This window comes from Sphingobacterium bambusae, assembly GCF_033955345.1.
Lineage (GTDB): Bacteria > Bacteroidota > Bacteroidia > Sphingobacteriales > Sphingobacteriaceae > Sphingobacterium > Sphingobacterium bambusae.
Genome location: NZ_CP138332.1, coordinates 317481 through 342404, shown reverse-complemented (window position 1 = coordinate 342404; position 24924 = coordinate 317481). Strand labels below are relative to the sequence as shown.

Annotated in this window: 20 protein-coding genes; 16 read left to right on the top strand and 4 right to left on the bottom strand. The window is 44.3% G+C overall.

Going from position 1 to position 24924, the window contains the following annotated elements; genetic code table 11:
• Positions 1-9: 9 nt before the first annotated feature.
• The 6 genes from SCB77_RS01470 (at position 10) to SCB77_RS01445 (ending at position 8830) form a co-directional block, all read left to right on the top strand.
• Positions 10-1020: a TlpA disulfide reductase family protein gene (locus SCB77_RS01470; RefSeq protein ID WP_320184659.1), complete on the top strand. Its 1011-nt coding sequence runs from the start codon at positions 10-12 to the stop codon at positions 1018-1020.
• Between the two features lie 185 nt (positions 1021-1205).
• Positions 1206-2327, top strand: coding sequence for a TlpA disulfide reductase family protein (locus tag SCB77_RS01465; protein ID WP_320184658.1), 1122 nt, complete (start codon positions 1206-1208; stop codon positions 2325-2327).
• A 508-nt stretch (positions 2328-2835) separates the two neighbouring features.
• On the top strand, positions 2836-5856 hold the full coding sequence (locus tag SCB77_RS01460) for a SusC/RagA family TonB-linked outer membrane protein (RefSeq protein ID WP_320184657.1): 3021 nt from the start codon (positions 2836-2838) through the stop codon (positions 5854-5856).
• Positions 5857-5873: 17 nt separating this feature from the next.
• Positions 5874-7442: a RagB/SusD family nutrient uptake outer membrane protein gene (locus SCB77_RS01455; protein WP_320184656.1), complete on the top strand. Its 1569-nt coding sequence runs from the start codon at positions 5874-5876 to the stop codon at positions 7440-7442.
• 85 nt (positions 7443-7527) lie between these two features.
• On the top strand, positions 7528-8049 hold the full coding sequence (locus tag SCB77_RS01450) for a hypothetical protein (protein WP_320184655.1): 522 nt from the start codon (positions 7528-7530) through the stop codon (positions 8047-8049).
• A 457-nt stretch (positions 8050-8506) separates the two neighbouring features.
• Positions 8507-8830, top strand: a complete 324-nt coding sequence (locus tag SCB77_RS01445; RefSeq protein WP_320184654.1) for a winged helix-turn-helix transcriptional regulator — start codon at positions 8507-8509, stop codon at positions 8828-8830.
• Positions 8831-8855: 25 nt separating this feature from the next.
• Here SCB77_RS01445 and SCB77_RS01440 read toward each other — a convergent pair whose 3' ends face one another.
• Positions 8856-9284 (bottom strand): VOC family protein, encoded by a 429-nt coding sequence (locus tag SCB77_RS01440; protein WP_320184653.1) that lies wholly within the window; start codon positions 9282-9284, stop codon positions 8856-8858.
• Between the two features lie 506 nt (positions 9285-9790).
• On the opposite strand from SCB77_RS01440, the gene SCB77_RS01435 reads away from it, so the two are divergent.
• From SCB77_RS01435 to SCB77_RS23120, 10 genes are all read left to right on the top strand, one after another.
• Positions 9791-10090 carry a hypothetical protein gene (locus tag SCB77_RS01435; protein ID WP_320184652.1) on the top strand — a complete coding sequence of 100 codons (300 nt, stop codon included), beginning with the start codon at positions 9791-9793 and terminating at the stop codon, positions 10088-10090.
• Between the two features lie 152 nt (positions 10091-10242).
• Positions 10243-11052, top strand: coding sequence for a serine O-acetyltransferase (locus tag SCB77_RS01430; protein WP_320184651.1), 810 nt, complete (start codon positions 10243-10245; stop codon positions 11050-11052).
• A 119-nt stretch (positions 11053-11171) separates the two neighbouring features.
• Positions 11172-11981 carry a MetQ/NlpA family lipoprotein gene (locus tag SCB77_RS01425; protein ID WP_320184650.1) on the top strand — a complete coding sequence of 270 codons (810 nt, stop codon included), beginning with the start codon at positions 11172-11174 and terminating at the stop codon, positions 11979-11981.
• Between the two features lie 527 nt (positions 11982-12508).
• Complete coding sequence (locus SCB77_RS01420) at positions 12509-15544, top strand: SusC/RagA family TonB-linked outer membrane protein (RefSeq protein ID WP_320184649.1); 3036 nt, start codon at positions 12509-12511, stop codon at positions 15542-15544.
• 2 nt (positions 15545-15546) lie between these two features.
• Complete coding sequence (locus SCB77_RS01415) at positions 15547-16884, top strand: RagB/SusD family nutrient uptake outer membrane protein (RefSeq protein ID WP_320184648.1); 1338 nt, start codon at positions 15547-15549, stop codon at positions 16882-16884.
• A gap of 12 nt (positions 16885-16896) precedes the next feature.
• A complete protein-coding gene (locus SCB77_RS01410) occupies positions 16897-18240 on the top strand; it encodes a hypothetical protein (protein WP_320184647.1) in 1344 nt (447 codons plus the stop codon).
• A 28-nt stretch (positions 18241-18268) separates the two neighbouring features.
• Positions 18269-19918, top strand: coding sequence for a hypothetical protein (locus SCB77_RS01405; protein WP_320184646.1), 1650 nt, complete (start codon positions 18269-18271; stop codon positions 19916-19918).
• On the top strand, positions 19911-20522 hold the full coding sequence (locus tag SCB77_RS01400; RefSeq protein WP_320184645.1) for a c-type cytochrome: 612 nt from the start codon (positions 19911-19913) through the stop codon (positions 20520-20522). The genes SCB77_RS01405 and SCB77_RS01400 overlap by 8 nt, the downstream gene beginning before the upstream one ends.
• 6 nt (positions 20523-20528) lie before the next feature.
• Positions 20529-21782, top strand: a complete 1254-nt coding sequence (soxC, locus tag SCB77_RS01395; protein WP_320184644.1) for a sulfite dehydrogenase — start codon at positions 20529-20531, stop codon at positions 21780-21782.
• Between the two features lie 10 nt (positions 21783-21792).
• Positions 21793-21936 (top strand): FAD-binding protein, encoded by a 144-nt coding sequence (locus tag SCB77_RS23120; RefSeq protein ID WP_407028954.1) that lies wholly within the window; start codon positions 21793-21795, stop codon positions 21934-21936.
• A 13-nt stretch (positions 21937-21949) separates the two neighbouring features.
• Here the strand turns inward: SCB77_RS23120 and SCB77_RS01390 are convergent, their stop codons facing one another.
• The 3 genes from SCB77_RS01390 to SCB77_RS01380 all read right to left on the bottom strand — a co-directional run bounded on the left by SCB77_RS01390 (position 21950) and on the right by SCB77_RS01380 (position 24677).
• Positions 21950-22450, bottom strand: coding sequence for a nucleoside deaminase (locus SCB77_RS01390; RefSeq protein ID WP_320184643.1), 501 nt, complete (start codon positions 22448-22450; stop codon positions 21950-21952).
• Positions 22451-22472: 22 nt separating this feature from the next.
• A complete protein-coding gene (locus SCB77_RS01385) occupies positions 22473-23978 on the bottom strand; it encodes a PAS domain-containing sensor histidine kinase (RefSeq protein ID WP_320184642.1) in 1506 nt (501 codons plus the stop codon).
• Between the two features lie 237 nt (positions 23979-24215).
• Entirely contained in the window at positions 24216-24677 is a 462-nt protein-coding gene (locus SCB77_RS01380; protein ID WP_320184641.1) for a Fur family transcriptional regulator, read from the bottom strand.
• Positions 24678-24924 lie beyond the last annotated feature (247 nt).

Here is a 24924-nt window from a genome sequence, read left to right as displayed (position 1 = left end):
CCATATATCATGAAAATACTATGCTATTCCATTGTGCTTTTTTTCGTTAGCCTAATTTCTGTCCAAGCGCAAGCTAAGCTTGGCAAACTAAATCTATCGGGCTCGGTAGCGGGGAAACTGCATGGCAAGATCTACCTGCAGCGATACGAAAATAAGTCATTCACAACGATTGACTCTACCGATATTAGCCAAGGCAAATTTAAATTTACAAGTCAGGTGCCATTGCCAGAAATATATGGTTTGTCGCTAGTCGGATCTGGTGTCAATCCTTTTGATTCTTTCATTGTATTTTTGGACAGCGACCCCATTACAGTTGCACTTGATACGGCTCATGAATTCAAGAATACCGTTGTAAAAGGCTCGCGAGAGCAGGATCTTCTAGTGAGTTTTCTTGCCGACCGCTCCAAAACTGTGGAGCAGATACTGAAGGCCAACCCCACATCTATCGCGGCACTGTATTACCTTTATCGCTATCAGTCTTACCGACTTACGCCTGCTGAGCTTCGTCATAGTATATCCCTATTAGATCCTAGTTTTAGAAACACGGAATATGTGCAGGTTTTAACCAAGCTCGCTGAAACATTGGCGGGGGTTTCGCTAGGAAATAAGGCGCCGAATTTCGAGGCGTTTACGAAAGAGAACGTCAAGGTATCGCTACGAGACTATTTGGGTAAGGGTTACGTGCTGATTGATTTTTGGGCTTCGTGGTGTCCTCCCTGTCGTGCTGAAAATCCCAATTTGAAAGACGTTTATGAAAAATACCACGATCGTGGTTTGGAGATTCTCGGGATATCTCTGGATAAAAAGGTTCAACCCTGGGTTGCTGCTATTGAACAGGACGGCTTACCTTGGCCGCAAGTTTACGATCAAAAAGCTTGGGCTGGGGATGCAGTGGTAAAATATGGTGTTCGGTTAATACCCTCAAATTTCCTGATTGATGAACATGGTGTTATCGTTGGTAAAAATCTAAAGGGCGAAAAGTTGCAGCAACGATTAGAAGAGTTGTTTTTCACTCCTTAATGCAAAATAATGTAGCTTTTGCTTAGCGCATGGTTTTCTTCTGATGTGTTTTTCAAGAGTGGATGATGTAAAAAATAAAATAAAGTCTATTAAAAAAGTAGACTTTATTTTATTTTGTTATATTTGTACTGTTTAAGGGAATTTAACGTCCCTAATCTCTAACTTAAATATTAACAAAGAGGATTATGAAGAAGATTATTTTACCCATCCTTCTAGTTTTACCTTGGCTCGCAGAGGCTCAAGAGCAACCTTTTCAAGTTATAGGCAAGCTGAACATTTCTGGACCTGATCAGAAGGCATACTTGCTTTACAAAGACAATGGAAACAATATTGTCGATTCTGTACTTGTTGAAGATGGTACGTTTAGTTTTTCCGGCACGGTTGATTATCCAATACGAGCATCCATAGCTACGGGAAAGTCTTTACAATCCGCCTTGCAAACTGAACGAAAACAATTGTACCTAGAAGGTGGAGCCACACAATTGAACAGTCCAGATTCGTTGGGAAATGCGGTGATTACAGGAACTTCAGCAAATGTTGATTTTAACAGTCTTCAGGGGAAGCTTACGGCGGTCAATGATAGAAATAAGGCGCTATATCAGAAATATGGAGCGGCATCGGAAGAGTTACGTAAGGATGATGATTTTAGAGCGGATATCCAGCGCGAAGTTGAATCGATAGGCAGGGATCGCAAAGCGATTATCAGTACCTATGTTGCAGAGAATCCTAATTCCATCGTTAGTTTGGATCACTTGAATGATATTGTTGGATATTCACCAGAGGCAACACAATTGGATAGTGTTTTTTCGTTGCTATCTCCGCAGCTTAGGGAATCTAAAGCAGGCAAGATCTACGCCGAAACCATTGACAAGCTACGTCTCACCGCTATTGGGGGCTTGGCTCCAGAATTCAAACAGGTCGATCAGGAAGGCAACGAGATTTCCTTGGAACAATTTCGCGGCAAGTACGTGCTTATTGATTTTTGGGCAAGTTGGTGCGGTCCCTGCCGTGCAGAAAATCCACATGTGGTAACTGCTTTCAACGCATTAAAAAATAATAATTTTACCGTGTTGGGGGTTTCACTTGACCGGCCCGGACATCGAGCGGATTGGCTAAAAGCTATTGACGATGATAAATTGCATTGGACGCAGGTAAGCGACCTGCAGTTTTGGGATAATGCCGTTGCCAAACTTTACAACATCCGTTCTATCCCTCAGAACTTTCTTATCGATCCGGAAGGACGAATCGTTGCAAAAAACTTGCGGGGCGAAGATCTGACAGAAAAGATATCCAGTTACCTAAAATAATTGGTTTACATCAAATGGCCAATTTTGCGTGCTGATCATTGATTTGACCTAGCTGGCACAGCACGCATCGTATCCAATATTTTTGTATACGGAAAAGTTATCCTCTAGAATAGGTCATAAGAACAGGAGAGGAATCTCTACAATGCTGTTCCTTCAGCGGGAACAACGAACTAACAATACTAAGCATTTAACTAAACAATAACATACCATGAAGGAAAATCAATTGTCATTACGGGATGGAAGAATCTGGTTAGCATCATTTTCTAGATTAATTTCAGTGATATATCTTGCTGATAAGCAGTTTTTTATTTCGGCAAAAATGCCGACAAAGCGAATGTGCGTGCCCATGCACATGATGTAGGACGTCCTGTCCGCAGCTTCATTCCGCTCTTCTGCGGATGAGAATTACCAATACTTTTTGCCTTAGGTTCATTTCGTGATTTTACGACATGCTATGCGAATGTCTATTACGTAGTTGAACTATTTAATTTATTAAACTAAAAAAAACATGAAGAAAATTCTAGTAAGATTTCTTTTGCTCTTATGTTTTTTACAAGGTTACGCAAATGCGCAATCCAAAAGCATAGAGGGAAGGGTTAGCTCGGCCACCAGTGGCGCTAATTTGAGTGGTGTTTCTGTCGTTGTGCTTGGGTCAGGAAAGGGGACACAAACCGATGGCGAAGGTCGCTATGTTATCGAAGCATCGGCAGGCTCGACGCTACTGTTTACTTATGTAGGGTATATTTTCCAACGACAGAACGTCAATAATATCTCCAGGCTTGATGTGAAACTGCAGCCGGAAGATTCCGCGCTCGAAGAGGTGGTGGTCACTGGGTATGGCACCACAGTAAAACTTAAGGAGTTTGGCGGTGCCTCTGTTCGGGTGTCTGGTAAAGATTTCGAAAATCAGGCGATAGCATCCTTTGAGAAAGCACTTCAAGGTAGGGCTGCAGGTGTGGTTGTTCAGGCCAATAATGGAATTCCTGGAGGAGCGATTAACGTACAGATTAGGGGAGTAGGATCTTTTACTGCTGGAACAGAACCGCTGTATATCGTGGACGGTGTGCAGCTGAGCGGCGGTACATTTTCAGGCTTCACGCAGGGCAATAGTCTGGCTGGCTTAAACACCAATGATATCGAATCTATTGAAATTCTCAAAGACGCAGCGACTGCCTCGATATATGGGTCGCAGGCCGCAAACGGCGTGGTACTGATCACGACAAAACGAGGGAAGGCAGGCAGAACACAGTTTAATGTAAATGCTTACACCGGTAGGGCAAGTGCCATTAAGAAATTTGATGTGCTCAATACGCAGGACTACATTCGATTGAGAACAGAGGCTTACACAAATGCCGGTATTGCAAACCCACTGCAACGGGTGCTTCAGGAAATAGGGAAACCGACGGATCTTAGTGAAGCAGAAATTGCTGCATTGCCCACTTACGACTGGCAAAATGAGACATTTCGTGAAGGGACGATACAGAACTATGAGCTGTCTGCAAGAGGCGGTAATGATAAAACGACCTTTTATCTGTCGGGCGCCTACAATGACCAACAGGCCATCCTTACCGTGGCCGATTTTAAGCGGGGAACCTTTAACGTCAAGGTCGATCATAAGGCTAGCGAGCGGCTGAGTTTTGGTACGGCACTGAATCTGAGTAGCTTTAAACAGAAAGGGCCGTATGCCACTTCGGGGTCTTTTTTCGGTAATCCTTCCTGGGCGGCAAGTCTTATTCTGCCGTCGAATCCGATCTATAACGAAGATGGAACTTTTTTTGGTGCTCCAGCGCTCGGGCAGGCTTTTCCCGGCCTAGCTTCGCATAATGTCGTACTTACAGATGCCTACAATGTGGCAAACCAGACGACCAATAATCTTATCGGTTCCGTGCAGGCAACCTATAAGATTACACCTGAACTATCTTTCAAATCATTCTATTCACTGGATTACCGTTTAGCTACCGGAAAACATTTTAATTCCCCGCTGACCAACGATGCTTTTGCCCGTAAAGGGTATGGCGAAGTTTTTACGGACTGGAAGACGAATTTTCTGACCAACCAAACACTAAACTATGACAAGACTTTTTCCAGTGACCATTCGGTGAGCGGTCTATTGGGATTTGAATATAAATCTTACACAACCAATCAGACTTATGCTTTTGGAGATGGTTATCCCTCGCCGTTACTGGAAAACTTGGGCGCGGCAGCAAATCCGTTAAGTGTCGATGAAACTTGGAGTGGATACAAGCTTTTGGGTGGTTTTGCCCGCGGACAGTACAGTTACAAAGGGAAGTACGTGATTAGCGGGACGTTGCGCTACAGTGGGTCCTCCCGATTTGGGGCCGAAAACCAATTCGGATGGTTTCCCGGGGCAACGCTAGCCTGGAATATTGCCGACGAAAATTTTCTTAAGGATACCGAGTGGATCAACTTGCTAAAATTTCGGGCGAGCGCGGGTTCAGTTGGTAATGATCGGATAGGTGACTTTGCCTCTCGTGCGCTATTTAGCAGTTCGGGTATTTACGCAGGCCAGTCCGGTATAGCTCCGAGCAATTTGGCAAATCCGAACCTGAAGTGGGAGAAGATTACGACCTACGATCTAGGGATTGATTACGGCTTTTTCAATAACAGGTTAACCGGATCTGCTGGCGTTTATCTTAAACGTAGCACCGATCTTCTGCTTTCGCAACCACTGCTTTCCACATCGGGATACAGTAGCATCACGACTAATGTAGGCGCTCTGGATAATAAGGGGGTCGAACTGGAGATCAGTAGTGTAAATGTCGATAAGGCGGGCTTTCAGTGGAATACAAGTTTCAACTTTACGTACAACAAGAATGAAATTACCCAACTGTACGGTGGATTGACCGAACTGCCAACTGATCCTGCCTTTCGGGTCGGATGGGATCTAGGGGCCATATATTCTTACCGCTATGCGGGGGTAAACCCTGCGACAGGCAGGAACTTCTATTACGATACTAATGGAGATGTTACCTATGCGCCTACTGCGGACGATCGTTACTATATTGGCTCTTCATTGCCCAAATATACCGGTGGTTTATCCAATACACTTTCTTACAAAGGCCTGTCGCTTGACTTCCTTTTGCAATACCAATATGGGCGTTACCAGCTAGACGGGCAAGAGTCGTTTCTTTCAGAAAATGGTAGAAGGGCGTTTAATACGTTGCAGGATATCTATGATCGTCGCTGGACAACACCAGGACAGATCACTGACGTGCCACGGGCATACAATGGGGGGATAGAGCCGCAGGGGGTTGCTGCCACATCGGCATCTAGTTACCTGTACAAGAAAACCGATTACATTCGCTTGAAGCATGTTGAGCTTTCCTACTCATTGCCGAAATCACTCGTGGATCGAGCAAAATTCCAATCAATTAGGTTTTATGTACAGGGCACAAATCTATGGACCTTGAGCGATTGGACCGGATATGATCCAGAGTTCTTTAGCGCCTCCACGGGTATCATTCCACAATCAAAAAATATAACGTTCGGTGTTCAATTGGGTCTTTAATCAGGAAAGGAAAAAAAATGAGAAAATCTATATTAACAATACGCAGTCTCGTACTTTTTACGGCATTAGTATTCGCTTTTGCAGGCTGTAAAGATACCTTGGACTTGAATCCAAAAGATAGTATTGATGCCAGCGTTGCGCTGACGACGAGAGACGGTATTAATGCAACGATAACATCAATCTATGCAACCTTAAAAGGAGAAGCATTTTATGGTAACCGACTTATCGGGGTTCCCGAAGCATTGGCCGATAACGGTCGGGCAACCCAAAATAGTGGTCGCTATGTCACCGAGGTACTAAATACGCGCGGTTCACATTTCTCGCAGTGGGGCACGGCCTACAATGCGTTAAACAGAATCAACCTTGTGCTGGAGGCGGTGCCGTCCGTCTCCGGTGTCGGGATATCCGATGCCGATAAAGCGGCTTGGGAGGGCGAGCTGAAATTTTTGCGTGCACTGTACCACTTCGATCTCGTGCGCACCTACGCTTATATACCAGGTGCTGTGGTGGAAGCGCAGAATAAGGGCGGCGTGCCGCTTATATTGACCGCTATTTCTACTGCTGAAGGTGCGCTTAATGCTCGCACGCCGCGTGCAAGTATTCAGGAGGTGTATGCGGCCATATATGCTGATCTGGAGGAAGCGATCACGAAGTTGAACAACTTAAGTGGCGCACCATCCAAAGCGAACAGGCAGGCGGCTCAGGCACTGTTATTGAGGGTCGCGCTCTACAATAAGGATTATCCGCGTGTGATCTCTTTAGGGAATGAGCTTGTTGCGTCAAGTGGAACCAAACTGCTTAATGAAAATGGGTATTTTGCCGGATTTACGGCGGCAACAAATCCAGAGTCTTTGTTTGAAGTGACCTACGCTACGGCAGGCGAAACGTTGGGGGTTAACGTTTCCCTGCAAACCTTGTTTGCAACGCTCACGGCACGATCAAGCGCTCCTGATAATGATGTGACCGACAATTTTCCAGGTCGGGATCCTGCTTTACCAAAGAAACCTGCGGCTGGACACGGTGATCTAGTACCCACGCAGGATCTGCTTACGGCATTAGGAATCACCGTAACCAACAACGGTAACAGTTCCGCGCGCATTACAGCACGTTCCACGGATGTGCGAAATAGATTGTTCGAAATCGGCGGCTCCAATAGGACTAATGGCCCCAATGTGGAGGTCACCAAATTCCTTGGACGAGGTGGTGCGGTAAACGTGGACAATGTGCCAGTTTTGCGGATCGCAGAAGTCTATTTGAGCAGGGCGGAAGCTTATGCCGAATCGGGAAGTCAACAGAATTTAGTGCTTGCCTTAGCCGATCTGAACAGCATTCGTACCAATCGCGGATTGACCCCGGTTGCAGGACTATCTGCATCCCAGCTCTTAACGGAGATTTTACTGCAGCGTCGATTGGAATTTGCATTTGAAGGCCATCGCTTTTTTGACCTAAAGAGACGTGGATCGGATCTCGCCAAGCCTAACACCAACTCGGTGGTGCCATTTTCAAGTTACTTGATCTTGCCTCAAATTCCGCAGTCGGATGTGGATGGCAGCGATGGTGATATACTGCAAAATTTTGGTTATTAAACAATCGTAAATCAGTCTTGCTACTGCCTAGTAACTAATGAAAAGCTTTGGTTTCTTAGGGTAGCATCACATCATATGAATGAACATGAAAAAAATACAATTTAAGTTTATCCAATTGATCTTTGGAGTCGTGCTCTTGCTGGTTTCGATCTCCTGCATTAAGAACGAAGAGATCCTATTTACAGATACGCTGGTGGAATGGGATGCAACAACCTTCAATGCAAAGGCCTCCGGTAAGGAATATGCGCTCTTTACACGGGTGCCCGTGTACGGTGCCGCCGTGAATAATGCACAGCCACTAATCACGAGGACCTCGGGTGAGATTCGCTTACGTGTTAATTTAGTCGGTCCGCAGCGCTCATCAGCTATCGAGATTCCTTATAGTGTCGTTTCAGCAGAGTCTACCGCCGTGCAGGGCACACATTATAGCATGGCTGGAACAGTTACCATTCCTGCAAATAGCAGTTTTGGAGAGGTGTTAGTCAATGTGTTGGATGCTGGTGCTTCGTCTGGGAATAGAATCTTAGTGCTGCAATTGGACGGGAATGCTGAAATTCAGCCTAGCACGCGATACCGTCAGGTGGGTTTGTCCATCAATCAACAATAAAAGAATCAGGTCTCCCACCATAAGGATAATTTGTTTCGTTGTTGTGAGGTCGTTCCAATTTTTCGGAACGGCCTTTTTATGATGAACCAAATTCTTGAGTAGCTATAATTCTAGCCATATCATTTAGTGCCACAGATATTTTGGGAATTCGTTATATACTGCGCGTTCATATTTTATTGCCATGACACATAAAGCATGCCTTGCTCTTCATCATTAATCACGGACGTCTAGTAATGAGTGCAGGGAATATATCAAATTCAAATTTTTATAAGGGTATTTGTTGCTGGTTGAGCGATCGTAGATGGGAACCTTGAAAATGTAATCCTCTTGTATACTGTTCGGTAGCGTTGAAGCTAGTCATGATGTTACTATTGAATGCTACAATTATGTAATTTCGAATCAATTTGGACCTGTGTAGGCAAGTCTGCAAAAAAGCATTCCCGATCTACTTTGTAATATGAGAAAAGAAAATTCATCAAATGCGCATAACGAACGAGCACTATTGTCTAATTGTACGGCTTTTAAAACACTCTCCTATATCAGTGGTAGGTGGAAGCTTTCTTTGCTAATGAGATTGCTTAAAGGGGATGCATCCTATTCAGATTTTAAACTCCTACTTCCTGATATTAGTGATCGAACGCTCTCCAAGCAGCTTAATGAACTGGTAGGTGATGGACTGGTTTTAAAGCAAAAAAGTAAAACTTCCTCTCAATATTCACTAACGGCTAAAGGGCGTAAGTTAGAGGAAGTTTTAGGTAGCCTTGCTACCTTTCAGCACTAATCAAAGGTTGCCTTTTCGAGGAATTCTATAACTTCTCATTTGGGCCATATACAAGACTGTTGGTTACCTTTACAGATTTTTCGACGCTGGTGAGTTCCAGTTCTATAGCAGATTCACTTAGCTCCTTTGCCCCGTACTTCAGTGCTTCCGTTCGTGCGGCGGCGGCATTTTTGACTGTAAAGCACATATGCAGCAGGGCATTTTCAATATATTCATCTCCGTCCTTGCGCGCTCTTCCTTGAGTAGGCATTTGCGCACCCTTGTCACATATCTCCAAATAGTAATTGATCGATCTATTGTACATCATCACACATTTTTGCATATTAATTTCCGGCAGGGACCAGCCATGGACTGTGCTAAATCCAAGATTTTGGTAAAAGTTTATCGTCGTGTCTAGATCGTTCGCCTTGATGGAGACATGGTGAAATCCTATGATATTTTTTGCTAAATTCATTTTTATGTGTTTGAGATCGTAAAGGTATTTATTGCTTCACTCGAATTGCAGTACTTACAAAATTGTTAGTAGCAAATGCAAAGCTTAAGTATGGTCACCCTCTAGTTGATCTTGCTTGATAAGGTTGACTTTGGTTTAATATTAATCATGTCAGCAGTGAGTTATCTTGCTTTCAGCGTTACAGATGCGGAGGTCGGTTTGAAGTGATTGCTAATTAAAAAAATAAAGTCTATTAATTTTATAGATTTTATTTTGTTTTTATTCAAGACTGTGTTATATTTGTTCTGCATCTACTTTAAAGCAGCTTATGAATAATTTGCTTGATATTCTTGCTGCTGGAATGTAGGTGATTTCTCTTCAATTTAGTTTTATAATTGCTTAAAAAGTATTATTTTTTATTATTAGGCTCTTATTTATGTTTTGTGCAGGGAGGGTTTTATAGGTTTTATAAAACCCTCTTATTTTAAGATCGATTGATTTGATTACTACTTAAATCACTATACGCCATGGCTAGACAAACAATAAAACGAGAAGTTGCTACAGATCGATTGCAAGGCTCGAGATTAGGGAAAGGTTATTTAAATGCGCAGTACCTACTGTCTTATGGGGCTACTTTGCTGAGGCAGATCCCTGGTGTTCAATTAGTCTACATAGCTCATGATATAAAGCTGATTGAAGATATTCCGAGTGCCAATACTGAAGCAATTTCAAAAAGCCAATCATTGGAGTTGGAAAAAAGTAAATCCGCTTCGTTTAGCTCGATTCCAGATGGTTCGTTATCTAGCTTGCTTTATGATTTTCTGTAATCCTAGCTGTGTACAGCTCCAATAGCAGCTGTTGTAGCTATCAGGAACCTTTGTTGACTGCTCTTGGCATTAACATACCTTCGGACGGTAAAGGTTTGTCTTTTGTCAAATTGCGCAGTAGTTCCTACATAATCTTACAAGACACTATTTAGATGGAAGAATTCTATAAACATATATTTGAAAGGCAGCGGCAGGCACATGATATGCCCAGTAATGTGCGGATATGGGAGTGGGCTAGAGACGTATTTCGTCTGTTATTTCCTGAGCGTAACGCAAAAAAGCTGCTGACGCTTGATGCTTTGAAAGCGAGTTTTAAACTACTAGAAAATGAGCTTTATGATCTCCTTAGTAAGAGCAAAGATTGCGCAGCTTGTGACCACACTTGGGTAGTATCCAATTTTTTTAGTAAACTCCCGGACCTTTATGATCTGATGATGGACGATGCTACTGCTATCCTTGAGGGAGATCCTGCGGCGCGTAACATTAGTGAAGTGATAAGGACCTATCCGGGATTTTTGGCGAGTTGCATGTTCCGTATGGCAAATCAGCTATGGCTTGATAATGTGCCGCTCATTCCTCGTATATTGACCGAGTACGCCCATGAGCGTACGGGTATAGATATCCATCCAGTAGCCACCATAGGCCGATATCTACATATTGACCATGGGACAGGGCTGGTGATCGGTGAAACGGCGATCATCGGTGATCACGTAAAGCTGTACCAGGGAGTCACCTTGGGTGCGCTTAGTGTGGATAAGGTTCTTGCGGGTAAGCGTAGGCATCCCATTATCGAGGATTATGTCATCATCTATGCGGGCGCAACAATTCTTGGTGGGGAGACGGTTATTGGCCATCATTCGATTATTGGTGGTAACGTGTGGCTTACGCGTAGTGTGGAGCCCTACACAACAGTTTTTCACAGGCCCAATACCGAGTTTGTTCATGGTAAGTCGATTGAATAATCAAACCTATGTATACCAATTCGGACGAAGTAAAATAGTAGGTATGGCAATAGTACCTAGGTCAGCCTTACTGCCGTCATGTTTCACTTTTAAAACATGATGGCTATTTGAATTTCAATATGATTAATAGAGTTTTAATTTACACTGCTTTACTAAGCTCGTTACTACATGCCGGTGCATGCAACAGCGGATCTGATGGCTCAAAAAAACTAAAGGTGGGGATCACCGGGGGGCCGGAAAGAGCGATCGCCGTTGCAGTCCAAAAAGAAGCCAAAGCGAAATATGGACTTGAAGTTGAACTGGTGCTTTTCAATGACTACGTTGTGCCGAACGAGGCATTAAATAACGGCGAGCTTGACCTCAATGCTTTTCAACATGTGCCGTATCTCCAAGAACAGTCTGTTCATCGCGGCTACCATTTAGTGGCTGTTGGAAAAACGTTTCTATATCCAATAGCCGCATATTCGAAAAAGATCAAGCAAATAAGTGAACTTCCTAATGGTGCCACTGTTACCATTCCAAATGATCCGGCAAATGGTGGAAGGGCACTCTTGTTATTGCAACAGGCCGGACTCCTTTCGTTAACACCGAAGAAAGGATCTCTACCAACCGTTAGGGACATTCTAGATAACCCCAAGCGTATCCAAATTGTAGAACTTGAGGCACCACAACTTCCGCGTACACTTGATGATCCAGTGGTTACCCTTTCAATAATCAATAGCAACTTTGCCCGGCAAGCTGGTCTTCGTGCTGAAATCGATGGTCTTATAGTCGAAAGTAAAGATTCTCCCTATGTGAATGTCATTGTTGCCAGAAAAGGAGAGGAAGATAATGAGGACATAAAAAATTTTGTTAAAGCATATCAGTCAAACGCCGCTGAGCTTGCTGCAAAAGAGATTTTCGGGGGCGGTGCCGTAAAAGGATGGTAGAATTATAGTTTTAAGGATTTCTTCAAATAGTTTGCTTAATCAGTAAACACCAACGCCAGAAAGGGAGCTACAGCTCCCTTTCCTTAGTTTCGGATTTAAGAGATTATATTTTTGGCTGCTGATCCGCAGCTTTTCTTGCTGATTTAGTCTGCTGCAGTTGTAGATTTTTAGCGAGAATGACTTTCTATAATAAAAAAAAGACTACTAATATTGTAGTCTTTTTTGTTTATATTTATATATTTGTAGATAAGTGCACTGAAAGCCAGTACGTGGCGTGTGCAAACATTAACTATTTAAAATGAATTAATCAAAATGGAAAAAATCATCAACCAACCTTCTTACTTTTCTTCCTATTCTTTCAGCCGTAAATTGATGGATATCTACGGTCGAATGTGCTGTCAAATGTAGTTTCCATCACCTTCTGGTGACGCAGTATGAGGGGGCTGGGCTTCCTATACTAAATAATGACTTAACAAGTAATCAATTGGCGTTGGCACTTGTAATAATCAACTATTAAATATTCATGTATGAAAAATATTGGACTATCAAAGTATGGTGTACTTTGTATATTCTCCACCTTTCTGTTACTCTCCCAATTGGCCTTGGGGCAAGTGGAAACCCAACCCATTATTAACGCAACCCTGCAAGGTGTCGTATTAGATGATCTGACAGGGGAGAGTATTGAAGGCGTGACCATCAAATTGGAGGCCGTCACGCACAGCGTGAAAACAGACCAAAAAGGGCGTTTTCAATTTGTTACCGGCCAAAAATTGCCCTTTACGCTACTTGTGTCTTATGTAGGGTATCAATCGCAACGTCTTGTGGTCAATACATCGCCTACGGTCATCCGGCTTAAACGTTCTTCAGAGGATTTGGATGAAGTAGTAGTTGTAGGTTATACGACTGTCGAAAAAAAGAACCTCATTGGCTCTATAGAAAAGGTTGGATTAAAAGATGTAAGCGCTATTCCTACAGGAAGTTTCGACGCCCAGTTGCAGGGAAAAGTTGCCGGCATGCAGGTAGCCAGCAATACAGGTGTTCCTGGGGAGGCTCTCAATATTCGACTGCGTGGGGCGACGTCCATCAACGCTAATAATAATCCGCTGTACGTAATTGATGGTGTATTTGTAAATTCCGAAAGTCTCCAGACGATCAACACTGGTGGTAAGGCCACTTCACCCATAGCCGATCTCAATCCTTCTGACATTGAGTTTGTGGAAGTGCTAAAAGATGCCGAGGCAACAGCGCTATATGGATCTAGGGGGGCCAACGGTGTTATTTTAATTACTACCAAAAGAGGCAAGAATGGTCAGGCTACAAAAATAGACGTTAATCTATATAGTGGAAGAGCTAAGGCAGCCAAACTGTGGGATCTTACTACCGGTGAAGAGCATGCTTTGCTGGTCAATGAGTACAATGGAAATATCGGTCGTGCAGAACCTTTTGTATCTACCGCTGAGGGCGGTCGGGGAACGCCCGCAGAGCAGCAGACCTACGATCGTTTGTCCGATGCATTTCGAACGGCGGGTGTACATAGTGCGGATATTTCCTTATATGGGGGTAGTGATAACACGACATATTACTTGAGTGGGGGATATAATAAGCAAGAAGCCATCCTTCGCCCAATTTCTTTTGACCGATCAAGCTTTCGCTTCAACTCGGATCAGAAAGTAAATGATAAAATCAAAGTGGGATCTAGTAACTCGCTAAGTCGTACCGGTCGTAACCAGGGGCGCGCTGGTGATGGTCCCCAAGGAGGGATTCTGCAAGCCGCATTGCATACGCCGACCTACCTATCGCCTTACAATGATCAAGGTGTACTGGTCGGACGAGCCGGTTTTGATAATCTTACCCTGCTACTCGATAATTATGATGTTGGTTCAGTCAGCTTGCGTTACATTGGGAATCTCTACGGTGAATACCAATTTTCTCCATCCTGGAGGTTTCGCTCAACGTTTAGTCTCGACTATAATCAATATGATGAGCACGAGTATTGGAATAACCTGTTGATAGCAGGTAGCCCCGAAGGGCTGGCCACCTCAGCCATTGGTCAGGCCACCACTTGGATCAATGAACAGACCCTAACGTATCGTAAGAAGTTTTCTGGACTGCACACCGTCGGGTTGCTTGTCGGAAACACGCTGCAAGGCTCTACTTTTTCCTTGACCTCGGCCAGCGGGACGGGCTTTGCAACCAATGATTTTAAATTGATCAGTGCGGCAGCTAATACAACCAGCTCGCAAGATTGGGACAAGTACAATTTGGCCTCTTTCTTCGGTCGTATCGATTATGCTTATGATGATCGCTACCTGATCGATTTTTCACTGCGAGCAGACGGTTCTTCCAAGTTTAACAAGGGGTATCAATGGGGATATTTTCCCGCAGTGGGGCTTGCCTGGCGATTGAAAAAAGAAAGCTTTCTGGAAAACGTCACGTTTTTAGACGATCTTAAACTGCGGAGTAGTTATGGTATAACGGGAAACCAAAATGGTATCAATTCTTTTGCCTCAAGGCAGCTTTGGTCGGGTGTAAACACGTCCTATCAAGGATCGGCCGGTATTGTGCCCGAGCAGCTTGCAAACCAGCAGTTGAGCTGGGAAAAGACCGCGCAGTTCAATATTGGTCTGGATGCCGCGCTTTTTAAAAATAGACTATCCCTAGCTGTTAACTACTACAGCAAGTATACCACCGATGGCCTACTAACGGAAGTATTGCCGGGAACAACCGGATTTGGTGAATATCTAAACAATGCGGCTGAGATAAGTAACAAGGGCTTTGAGCTAACCTTAAATTCGGTGAATATCCAAAAGGAAAATTTCTCTTGGAGTAGCTCCCTGAATATCGCGCGTAATGTTAACAACATCGAAAAGCTGGCCAAACCGATGAATTTTGGTAGCCGTGATCTTATTTTATTCCAAGAAGGTAGTCCAATGTATTCATTTTGGGTGTACAATCAACTCTACGTGGATCCCGCGACTGGTGATGCTGTCTACGAGGACGTCAATGGCGACGGAAAGATAACAACCGATGACAGACAGATCTTGGGCAGTATATGGCCTGATTATTTTGGCGGATTGTCAAATAATTTCCAATATAAAAATTTTGATCTACAGACCTTTTTCAATTTTTCCGTTGGCAATGAGGTGTATAACCATAATCGCTTCTTTGGAGAAGCCGGGGGCGCGCGCGATGCCGCACGCGTCATATTCGCTTCCAACCTAGATCGCTGGCAGCAGCCCGGTGACATCACCGATGTACCTCGCTCGGATGGTGTAAATAATAACAATTACAAGGATGGTGGAGGCCGATGGCTAGAAGATGGATCATACCTGCGCCTTCGCACAGTTAGCTTGGGTTATAATGTGAGTAGTAAGGTATTGGAACGCCTTGCGGTATCCAAACTACGCATCTATGCGCAGGCGACCAACCTATTCACCTGGACGGCCTATACGGGACTTGATCCGGAATCGGCTGCTAACGGATCGGCTAACCAGCAGGGAATCGATTTAGGTACGCCACCACAGCCACGGAGCTTTCAACTAGGTATCAACTTAACCCTTTAATCATGAAACGTCATTTTCTTATATATATAGCTTATTTGCTGCTAAGTAGTAGCTGTTCCTCCTTTTTGGAAGTGGATCCCAAAACTTCGATATCGGGGGACAACGTGATAAACGACCTGACATCCGCGGAGGCTGCACTGAACGGAACCTATGTAGCGCTGCGTGATTACTATAGCGTGAATTTTCAATCTATTGCCTACCTATCGGGGGACAATGTGGAATGGACGGGATCGCAATCCCAGATTCAGGAGTTTATTAATCATCGGGTGAATGCGGAGAATTCGACCATTGCATCAACTTGGAATGGCATATATCAGGCAGTGAATCGCGCAAACAATGTGATTAAAGTGCTGCGGGATAATCAGGAGCTGGATATAGCGGCTGAAGACAGAGCTCGTATCCTAGGACAGGCTTACGCTATCCGAGCGCTAAGTTATTTTGATTTAGCACGAATTTGGGGAGGTGTACCGCTTATTCTGGAGCCGACTGAGCGTGTGGGACAGAATGCGGGGATCGCGCGCAGTAGCAGCGAAGAAACCTATGCACAGATTCTTTCAGATCTATCTGCAGCTGAAGAACTATTAGGAGAAACCACCGACAGATTTATCTTTACAAAAAAGACGATTTGGGCACTTAAATCACGTTTCTACCTGTACACGGAACAGTGGGCACAAGCAATATCGTATGCCAATAGGCTACTGAGCGATACGAATTATGAGCTACTGAATCCTTACTATAGCTTCTTTAGGAATAACGTTACGGGAACGCGGGAATCCGTCTTTGAGCTGTTTTATAACGCCAATGAACTCAACCCGCATCGGGGGCAGTGGCAGCCACAAACCAATGGTGGAACGCGGCAGTGGGCACCCAATGCTGCGTTGGTATCACTCTTGAATACTCCAGAAACTGGTGGCGCTAGAAATGAGCTCATCGCAAGAGACAATCAGAATAGATGGTATGGCAATTTATATTACCGCAGTCCTGCCACAGATCCTACCTACATCATCCGCGTAGCAGAGCTCTATCTAATACGTGCCGAAGCTAGCGCTAGGATCAATGATTACCAGCAAGCGACAGATGATCTGAATGCCGTGAGAACAAGGGCGCTTCTGTCTTCCCGTACAAATTCCGAAAACCAAGCTGAAATTTTGTTGTGGATCGAGAACGAGCGCCGGCTTGAATTTGCCTTTGAGGCACATCGTTGGTTTGATCTGGTGCGTACTGGTAGAGCGCAGCAGGTGCTCAGCATCAGTGAATCCTTTAGGTTGCTGTTACCTATTCCGTATAGCCAAATACTGGCAGATCCTAGTTTGGAGCAAAACCCGGGTTATTCCTTTTAATAGTTGATCACTATGGCAAATCAAACAACTTTCGCTCCTGTATATGCCCCTTGGCAAAGATATCTTATTCGCCTAGGTGCGCTCTTCATTATTTTGCTAAGCCTGCCTTTGCAGGCAGATTTTTATAGTACGCTTTTTGAACTGCGGTGGAATTATCTGGTAACCGACCTGTTTAATCTGCTTGTTTTTTTACCGCACTTTTTTGGTGAATCACCGCATATCTATGACTGGTTACTAGCTTTGTCCTTTGCGCTGATCGGCGCTGCCATTTGGCTCAAAAAAGAACGGAAAGCTCCTGATCGAGACGCGCTATATTTTTATCTGCTACGGATCTTTGTACGTTTTCGACTAGCGGCCATTTTGTTCGTCGCTGGATTTACCAAGCTTTTTGCGATTTTCGCTCCTGAGCTATCACTTAGCCATCTCAATACAGGTTATGGGTACTTTGCGGATCTTAAGCATCTTTATCTGAGTCTATCCGCCGCGCCCGCTTACCTCATCTTTCTTGGGGTGGTAGAGCTCCTCGCTGCGCTGTTGCTATTGTTCCGTCGCACATCTTTTTTAGCGGTTATCATCATTATACCGTTCTACGGAAACGTATTTTTAGCGGATCTTGCCTATGCTGGTGATTACTACCTAGCTTCGGCTTATGTTGTGCTGCTGACCTTACCTATCTTTCTTTACGATGTTGGGCGCCTATCCAAATTGATTGTAAATCTTCAGATCACCTTGCCTGAACGCTGGAAATTTGACTGGAAGCTGACAAACTGGGGGCGATGGAGATGGTCAGCAAAATTCGTGTTCTTTATCATATTTGCTGTGCTTGTCGGATTTCGTGCAGTTGATGTTAGCCGTTCCTCATCGCTTTACTATCCCCAGCAAAAGGGTTTAACGGGGATTGCCGGGAAATATGCAGTGGACAGCTTTATACTGAACGGTGATACGCTCGCATTTTCACCAACAGATAGTCTGCGCTGGAAGGATGTAGTTTTCGAAAAATGGAATACGCTCAGTGTACGGGTGAACCAAACGATAAAAACGACCAAAAGTCCAGGTTTTTTAAAACGTCAAGATGCCCAGCGTGATTACGAATATGCGCAAGTTGGCGACCGGTTGTATTACCGATACACGGCGGCAGGCGATGAAAAGCAGCTCACTTTGCAGAATCCTAATCCAAATTATGTAAACGATCGCTACACCTTCGCGATCGATCGTCCAGATAGCAGTCATATTACCTTGAACGGTAGTAATCTCCAAGGCGATTCTTTGATTGTCAGCTTATCGAAGGTTGATAAAAAATATCTACTACAGGAGGTGAAAAAAGAAGGTCGCAGAAGATTAGGTTTCAAATTATAACACTATAAACCACTGGTTTGCTTTAACTATGTCTATACTTGAAAAAAAAATACGTGATGTGGATGCCCAAAAGGAAATAAACCACACTTCAGAAAAATGTTGGCCCTTATGGCAGTTAATTACATTCAGGGTAAGTTTCGTTTTTTTTATTATCATATCCGTACCTAATAATCCGCTATGGTACCAGCAGGTTATCGCGCTGGATTGGCTGAACCTGGATTACCGAGATCTATACGATATCTGCAGGTTTGGTTCGGGTGTTAATTGGTTTGGTCGAACAACCTTCGGTTACCGTCTAGAAGGCTACAGTATCTGGGTCAATACACTCTTTTTTGCCACTATTGCAGGATTACTGTGGACACTCTTGGTATCGATCTTCAAGTGGCCGCGAAAGGAGTACAACAGTCTTTACTATTGGCTAAATGTCGTGGTGCGGTACCGGGCAGGACTTGGCATCATTGGATTTGGTTTTACCAAACTGTTTCCCGTGCAGATGCCTTATCCGTCCTTTGGTATTCTAGATACAGACTATGGGGATCTGACCACCCAAAAAATATTTTGGTTGTCATTTGGTATAGTGCCTTGGTATCAGGTTTTTGCCGGTATTGTTGAAGTAGGTGCGGGAACCATGCTACTTTTCCGCAAGACCGTAGCGCTAGGTTCGACGTTGCTGGTTGGGGCTTTAGGGGCCATCGTTGCCGTTAATTTTGCCTATGATGGAGGCGTGCATGTGTACAGCTCTTATTTTGTGCTCCTGAGCTTATTTTTGCTGGTACCTTACTTCCGGCCCTACTATGAAGTTTTTGTGCGAGAGGTCCCTTCAAGAGTAAACTTATCGTTCCCTACATTCAGTACTATTCCGCAGGTACTGCGTCTGCTAGCTAAGACTTTCACCATTTTCCTCTTCTTGGGCGTATTCTTTTATCTGCAATATGTGGACTTTCGCTACGATCCGTATAAACAGCCATCCAGCAAAGGCGTAGCAGAACTACGTGGAAACTATAACGTCACCGAGTTTAAGATCAACGGTGTGGCAAGGCCTTTCAATCCCAAGGACAGCATACGCTGGCAATCGGCAACTTTTGAACGCTGGTCAACCTTGACCTTCAAAGTAAATCGTCCGCTCAAGCTAGACTTGTCTAACGGAGGGGGAGATCCTAAACGCGATGTGAACAGAACCTTCGAAATTTCAGGGGTTGCTGGTGGCCAACGAGCTTTCCATTATTATGCCGATAATGCCACACAAACGCTTTACTTGGAAGATAAATATAAGCTGATTCCTGACGAACGCAATGTTACGGCCGGTGAAGGTGGTGACGCTGGCGTGAAAAACTACCTCGATCGACTGGCAAAACAAGCAGACGATGACCAACCACGTCTTACCCTTGCTGAGTGGATTCCCGCAGAGGTAAAAGCGCGTTTGGGGAATGAGGCTTCTTATGTCGATGCTCGGGCAAGAACTGCCCGTCGTCTGCGTGAATTCGCTAAAGCTGATCAGATGGCGCAAAAAGAAATAAGACAGCGTTTTGTAGTGTCCTATAAAATCGAGCAGAACGGTAATCGGGTTGTGCTGCATGGAATTGATGAAAATAGAGACTCGCTATATGTCGTCTTGGATAAGGTTAAGAAAGATTATAAGATTTCACCGGGTAAACTCGACGCTGGTCAGTATGATTAAGCTGCATGCATATGGTCTCTTGCTGTTGCACTGTCTTTTTGTTTGCTGTTCGGTCGAACCCAGAGATGCGCAAGCGATAGACACCACGCAGGTTTATCATATGCGATGGGATGACGGTCTGGATAATTACCAACAGACATGGCCGGCACAATTCCAGATTGGAAAAGCTGCCGATAAGAAATTTATTGCTAAATGGGATATTGACGTACGTCCCGATGGCAAGGGCCTTCCTGAAAATGGGGAAGGTACGGTGAAATCAGGTGAACTGCTTTACCGGCAGAAATGTGCTTCCTGCCACGGCGTGAATGGGTATGAAGGACCATATGATAAGTTGGTGAGTGACAGCACAGGAAAAAATACCATTGGCAATTACTGGCCTTATGCAACGACCATTTTTGATTACGTGCGCCGGGCGATGCCGTTTAACGCGCCAGGTTCGCTAAGCGATCAAGAGGTCTATGACATCACGGCCTACCTGCTGTACTTAAATAAGATAATAACCAAAGATAAAGTAATCAATGCAAGAACGCTTCCCCTGATCGAGATGCCGGCGCTGAAGCGCTACGTAATAGACGACAGACGAGGTGGATCGGAAGTAAAATAATAAGTAATGAATAAGAGCAAAGTATCGCAATTATGGTCAGAACGCAGCTTGGGTCTAGCTGTATTTATATTCGTGCTGGTAGGTATTGGCCTGACAAGCTACCTGTTTTTTGGGTCAAGAAATCAGATTATTGAACCTATTACGCCTACGCAGATCGTTGTAGATCCTAGCAAGGTGCAAGGTGGGCCAACGGGCGAGGTTGGTTATCGGTCGGCTTTTGAGTCTCCTAAGAAACTCACTTCATCGACAGCTTCGCGAACACCATTGCAGGACCTTTATGGAACCATAACCCCCGCAGATCTGCATTTTGAGCGGCATCATGCAGGGGTACCAACTATCGATCCCGATAAACACGAGTTGCTGATCCATGGACTACTGGACAAACCTATACGCTTGACCTTAGCAGATCTCAAACGCTATCCTTCGGTTTCCCGTATTTGTTTTATTGAATGCTCGGGGAATTTTAGATATGGTAAGCGTGAGATGACGCCACAGGAGGTTTGTGGGCTGACTAGTCAGAGCGAGTGGACGGGCGTACTGCTGTCCACCATCTTGCGCGATCTTGGCGTGAAAGCATCTGCAAAATGGTTCTTAGCAGAAGGTGCGGATGGGGCGCTGATGGCGCGTAGCGTACCTTTAGATGAGGCGTTGCCAGAAGCCATTATTGCATATGGACAAAATGGCGAAGCAATCCGTCCCCAGCAAGGCTATCCCATGCGCCTTGTGATACCTGGATTTGAGGGAAATACCCAGATCAAGTGGCTACGACGCATCGAGCTAACGGACGAGCCGGTGATGACGCGCGAAGAAACTTCTAAATATACCGAGAAAGTAAAGGATGGTAAGATCAGAATGTTTAGTTTAGTAATGGATGCGCGCTCAATAATTACATATCCGGCTTACCCCAAGAAAATTGAAGAGGGCTGGCAAGAAATCCGTGGTATTGCCTGGAGTGGAAGGGGAAAGGTAAAACAGGTTTTGGTAAGTACCGATGACGGTGCGCATTGGCAGCAGGCTCATATTCAAGGGCCGGTACTTGAAAAAGCACATACGGCCTTTCGCCTGATGTGGAACTGGGATGGCAAACCAACTCGAATATTAAGTAAGGTAATCGATGAAACGGGTTACGAACAACCAACGTACAATCAGCTAGTGAAAGCTCGCGAGTCTAAAGTTGGTTACCACTTCAATCCGGTAGTCGGCTGGGACATTGAAAAGGATGGAGCGGCTTACCTTGCCGATGTAGCCGACATAAATTGAGAATTTATTAATGGTAATGGAAAAAAACTATGATGCAATAGTGGTAGGGGCTGGCCCCAATGGTCTAGCAGCGGCGATAACTTTGCAACGTGCAGGAAAGTCAACCCTGCTTCCTGTAAGAATAATTGAAATTTATGACCTTCGATTATGGTAAAGCTAAGATTTCTTTACAAGGATCCATCCTTGAGGTTCTCCGCTGTTTTGCCTGAAGCGCCACGCCACAGCTCAAAAACCTTTATGGCCTCGCTTGCACAGATACGCTCCAATTGTATTCTTCGTTGACGAGGTGGTTTTTGTAGCTCATCGGCAAGGAATTGATCGCCGAATCCTGCCCATTGGACGTCTTCTGCGCTATTTCCGTAGTATACTTTGGCGATGTTGGCCCAATAGATAGCACTGAGGCACATTGGGCAAGGCTCAGCGCTGCTATACAAGATACAACCGCTCAAATCGGGCTTACCTAGTTCTTTAGCAGCCTGCCTGATCGCATTGACTTCAGCATGAGCCGTTGGATCGCAGTCAGCAGTGACAGAATTAGCTGCTGCGCTTAAGATTTTGCCGTCCTTTACAATAACGCAGCCGAATGGCCCGCCTTGTAAGGTAGTAAGGTTTTGCTTGGAAAGGGCAATGGCCTTTCGCATAAACTCTTGATGATTGCTTGCTTCCATCGAAATATTTCTAATATCCGAGCTACATTGATAGGGGTACGGTGAAACTGAACATAGCACCTTTTCCTATCTCACTTTCAACCCAAATCGTACCGCCGTGATCAGCAACAATTTGCTGAGAGATATAAAGGCCGATACCAGTTCCAGAGAATGCATTGTCGTTTGCCGATACACGGTAAAATCGATCGAAAATTCGCTTGTGGTTATCTTTAGCTATACCTATCCCGTTGTCGGTAACTGAAATCTTTGCAAAATTACCAACCCGACCAACGTGCAGTTTTATCGCTTTTGAATCTTTGGAATATTTGGCGGCATTGGTCAGCAGGTTGGTGAGTACCTGTATTAATTGATCCTTATCGCCGAGTATACGCAGTTCTAGCTCACCGCTTACTGCGAAGTCATGGCTTGGGTAGACAGCGGATACTTGATCCAAGGGAAACTTGACGATCTCAGCGAGCGTTAGTAGCTCGGATTTTCGCTTATTTAGTCCAGATGATAGGATAGAGGTGTCTAAGAGATTATTTATCAATGTGGAGAGGTTGTCAAGAGAATCCATAGACTGGCGAAGACGGGACTGATATCCATCCGTTATACCTTTGCTGATCATCCTTTCTAAAAGTTGTAAGTTTCCTTTTACAACGGTGAGGGGCGTTTTCATCTCATGGCTAGCAATGGCTATAAAGTCATCTTTCTTTTTCTCAATCACATGCCGTTCGGTAATGTCTTCCATAGCGAGCAGTATCCAATCCTGAAAGCTGCCGCCAACGGATATCTGCGAAGCATTTAAAATAAGCCTGCGCTGACCGATGTATGGAAAATCGTGCACCACAACAAAATCTTCAAAGGGGTTATTGGTTGGGAGTACATTTTTTAGAAGATCTATAAGTTCTGGAATATTCCAAGAGCCCTCCAATACGTCTGTCAATTTTTTATCGAGCAGCTCGTTGGCATTAACCTTGAAGAATTTTTCGAAATGCTTGTTTACCAGTACGATGTTCAAGTTGGGGTCTAGGACAAGTAAACTTTCTCTGATGGTTTCTACTATTCCCTTTAAGAATTGTTCGTGCTCCTGTAACTCTCTGGTTCGCTCTTTTACTCGGCGTTCAAGATTTTCGCGTTCCAGTTTTAAATTATGTTCGGCGTTCTTGCGTCGAGATATATCATTTTGTATGCCTATAAAATGCGTTACTTCCCCCTTTATCCCATACACGGGTGATATAGATAGTTCATTCCAAAACAGGGAGCCGTCTTTTTTGTAATTACGAATATCTACTTGACAAGATCTGCCTTCTGCTACGGCACGTGCAATTTCTTTTCTAACGTCTTGGCTTCTGTCATTACCCTGCAGAAAGCGGCAGTTGTGTCCGACGATTTCATCTTTGGAATATCCTGTAATATCACAAAATGCTTTATTACAGTAGATAATCGGATTATCCGGTTGCGCGTTATCGGTTATCACGACACCATCAACCGAAGCGTCAAGCGCACTACTGAAAATCTTGCTCAAAGCATCATCATATTCTGGCATAAATATCTGTCTATTAAATGTTGTTCTGTTCGTATAGAACATGGATAGGCAGGTATTGTTTATTTTCTCGCGCGCTATGGTAAATCATCTTCTATATAATACCTCCTCAGCCGCTCCTAAAGAAATGGAACCCAATTAATGCGCATCTTGTTTTTGTCAGATAGCACTTAAGACGATACATTGGTAGGCGTCAAGATTTTGTGACTTACTTTTGCTCCAATAATGTGATTGAATCTGCTACTGTGGCTTGATAGGGCAACCGCGGCAACTGGCGTAAAGATTCAGGTTATGGTACTTAATCTCAAAGGATAACAATGAACTTACTGTAGTCTGGATCTCCTTGATTCTCGGATCACTAAACTCGACGACTTTACCACAATCTGTACAGATGATGTGATCGTGTTGCTGCTGACCTATCGCTTTCTCGTAGAAAGTGAGGTTATCACCAAAATGCTTATGCTTAACAAGTCCGCAAACACTAAACAGTTCCATCGTGTTGTACACCGTAGCTCTACTGACCTTAAAGCCCTTATTTTTCATTTCAATATAAAATGTCTCCACATCAAAATGATCTTTGCGCGAGTAGATTTCTTCGAGGATAGCGTAACGCTCGGAAGTTTTTCGATACTTATGCGCGTCCAAATATTGATCTAAAATATTTCGCGCCTGTATATAAATTTTGTTCTCCTTTTTATTCATTGTGCCAGCGTTAAGAGATACCATATTTTATCCAGCCCCGATGGGCCAGCGTATAAAAGTAGCTTTTTGTTTTACTCTCGAGAGGATTTAGTTGCTATTTGTAATTGTATTAAGTTAATCTAGCAGGCGGCTTACTGGAAGCAGGTAAATCTGTCCCATTTATAATAGGGATGTCGTCTTACGCTGATGAAGAAGTTTTAAAAGGACCACTGAAGGCTTTTTTGAGGGAGCAGGCAGCTGAAGGTGT

Bases quoted from the DNA above. Each gene is read 5' to 3' on its own strand.
- SCB77_RS01470 (WP_320184659.1), top strand. From the start codon at position 10: ATGAAAATACTATGCTATTCCATTGTGCTTTTTTTCGTTAGCCTAATT.
- SCB77_RS01465 (WP_320184658.1), top strand. From the start codon at position 1,206: ATGAAGAAGATTATTTTACCCATCCTTCTAGTTTTACCTTGGCTCGCA.
- SCB77_RS01460 (WP_320184657.1), top strand. From the start codon at position 2,836: ATGAAGAAAATTCTAGTAAGATTTCTTTTGCTCTTATGTTTTTTACAA.
- SCB77_RS01455 (WP_320184656.1), top strand. From the start codon at position 5,874: ATGAGAAAATCTATATTAACAATACGCAGTCTCGTACTTTTTACGGCA.
- SCB77_RS01450 (WP_320184655.1), top strand. From the start codon at position 7,528: ATGAAAAAAATACAATTTAAGTTTATCCAATTGATCTTTGGAGTCGTG.
- SCB77_RS01445 (WP_320184654.1), top strand. From the start codon at position 8,507: ATGAGAAAAGAAAATTCATCAAATGCGCATAACGAACGAGCACTATTG.
- SCB77_RS01440 (WP_320184653.1), bottom strand. From the start codon at position 9,284: ATGAATTTAGCAAAAAATATCATAGGATTTCACCATGTCTCCATCAAG.
- SCB77_RS01435 (WP_320184652.1), top strand. From the start codon at position 9,791: ATGGCTAGACAAACAATAAAACGAGAAGTTGCTACAGATCGATTGCAA.
- SCB77_RS01430 (WP_320184651.1), top strand. From the start codon at position 10,243: ATGGAAGAATTCTATAAACATATATTTGAAAGGCAGCGGCAGGCACAT.
- SCB77_RS01425 (WP_320184650.1), top strand. From the start codon at position 11,172: ATGATTAATAGAGTTTTAATTTACACTGCTTTACTAAGCTCGTTACTA.
- SCB77_RS01420 (WP_320184649.1), top strand. From the start codon at position 12,509: ATGAAAAATATTGGACTATCAAAGTATGGTGTACTTTGTATATTCTCC.
- SCB77_RS01415 (WP_320184648.1), top strand. From the start codon at position 15,547: ATGAAACGTCATTTTCTTATATATATAGCTTATTTGCTGCTAAGTAGT.
- SCB77_RS01410 (WP_320184647.1), top strand. From the start codon at position 16,897: ATGGCAAATCAAACAACTTTCGCTCCTGTATATGCCCCTTGGCAAAGA.
- SCB77_RS01405 (WP_320184646.1), top strand. From the start codon at position 18,269: ATGTCTATACTTGAAAAAAAAATACGTGATGTGGATGCCCAAAAGGAA.
- SCB77_RS01400 (WP_320184645.1), top strand. From the start codon at position 19,911: ATGATTAAGCTGCATGCATATGGTCTCTTGCTGTTGCACTGTCTTTTT.
- soxC (WP_320184644.1), top strand. From the start codon at position 20,529: ATGAATAAGAGCAAAGTATCGCAATTATGGTCAGAACGCAGCTTGGGT.
- SCB77_RS23120 (WP_407028954.1), top strand. From the start codon at position 21,793: ATGGTAATGGAAAAAAACTATGATGCAATAGTGGTAGGGGCTGGCCCC.
- SCB77_RS01390 (WP_320184643.1), bottom strand. From the start codon at position 22,450: ATGGAAGCAAGCAATCATCAAGAGTTTATGCGAAAGGCCATTGCCCTT.
- SCB77_RS01385 (WP_320184642.1), bottom strand. From the start codon at position 23,978: ATGCCAGAATATGATGATGCTTTGAGCAAGATTTTCAGTAGTGCGCTT.
- SCB77_RS01380 (WP_320184641.1), bottom strand. From the start codon at position 24,677: ATGAATAAAAAGGAGAACAAAATTTATATACAGGCGCGAAATATTTTA.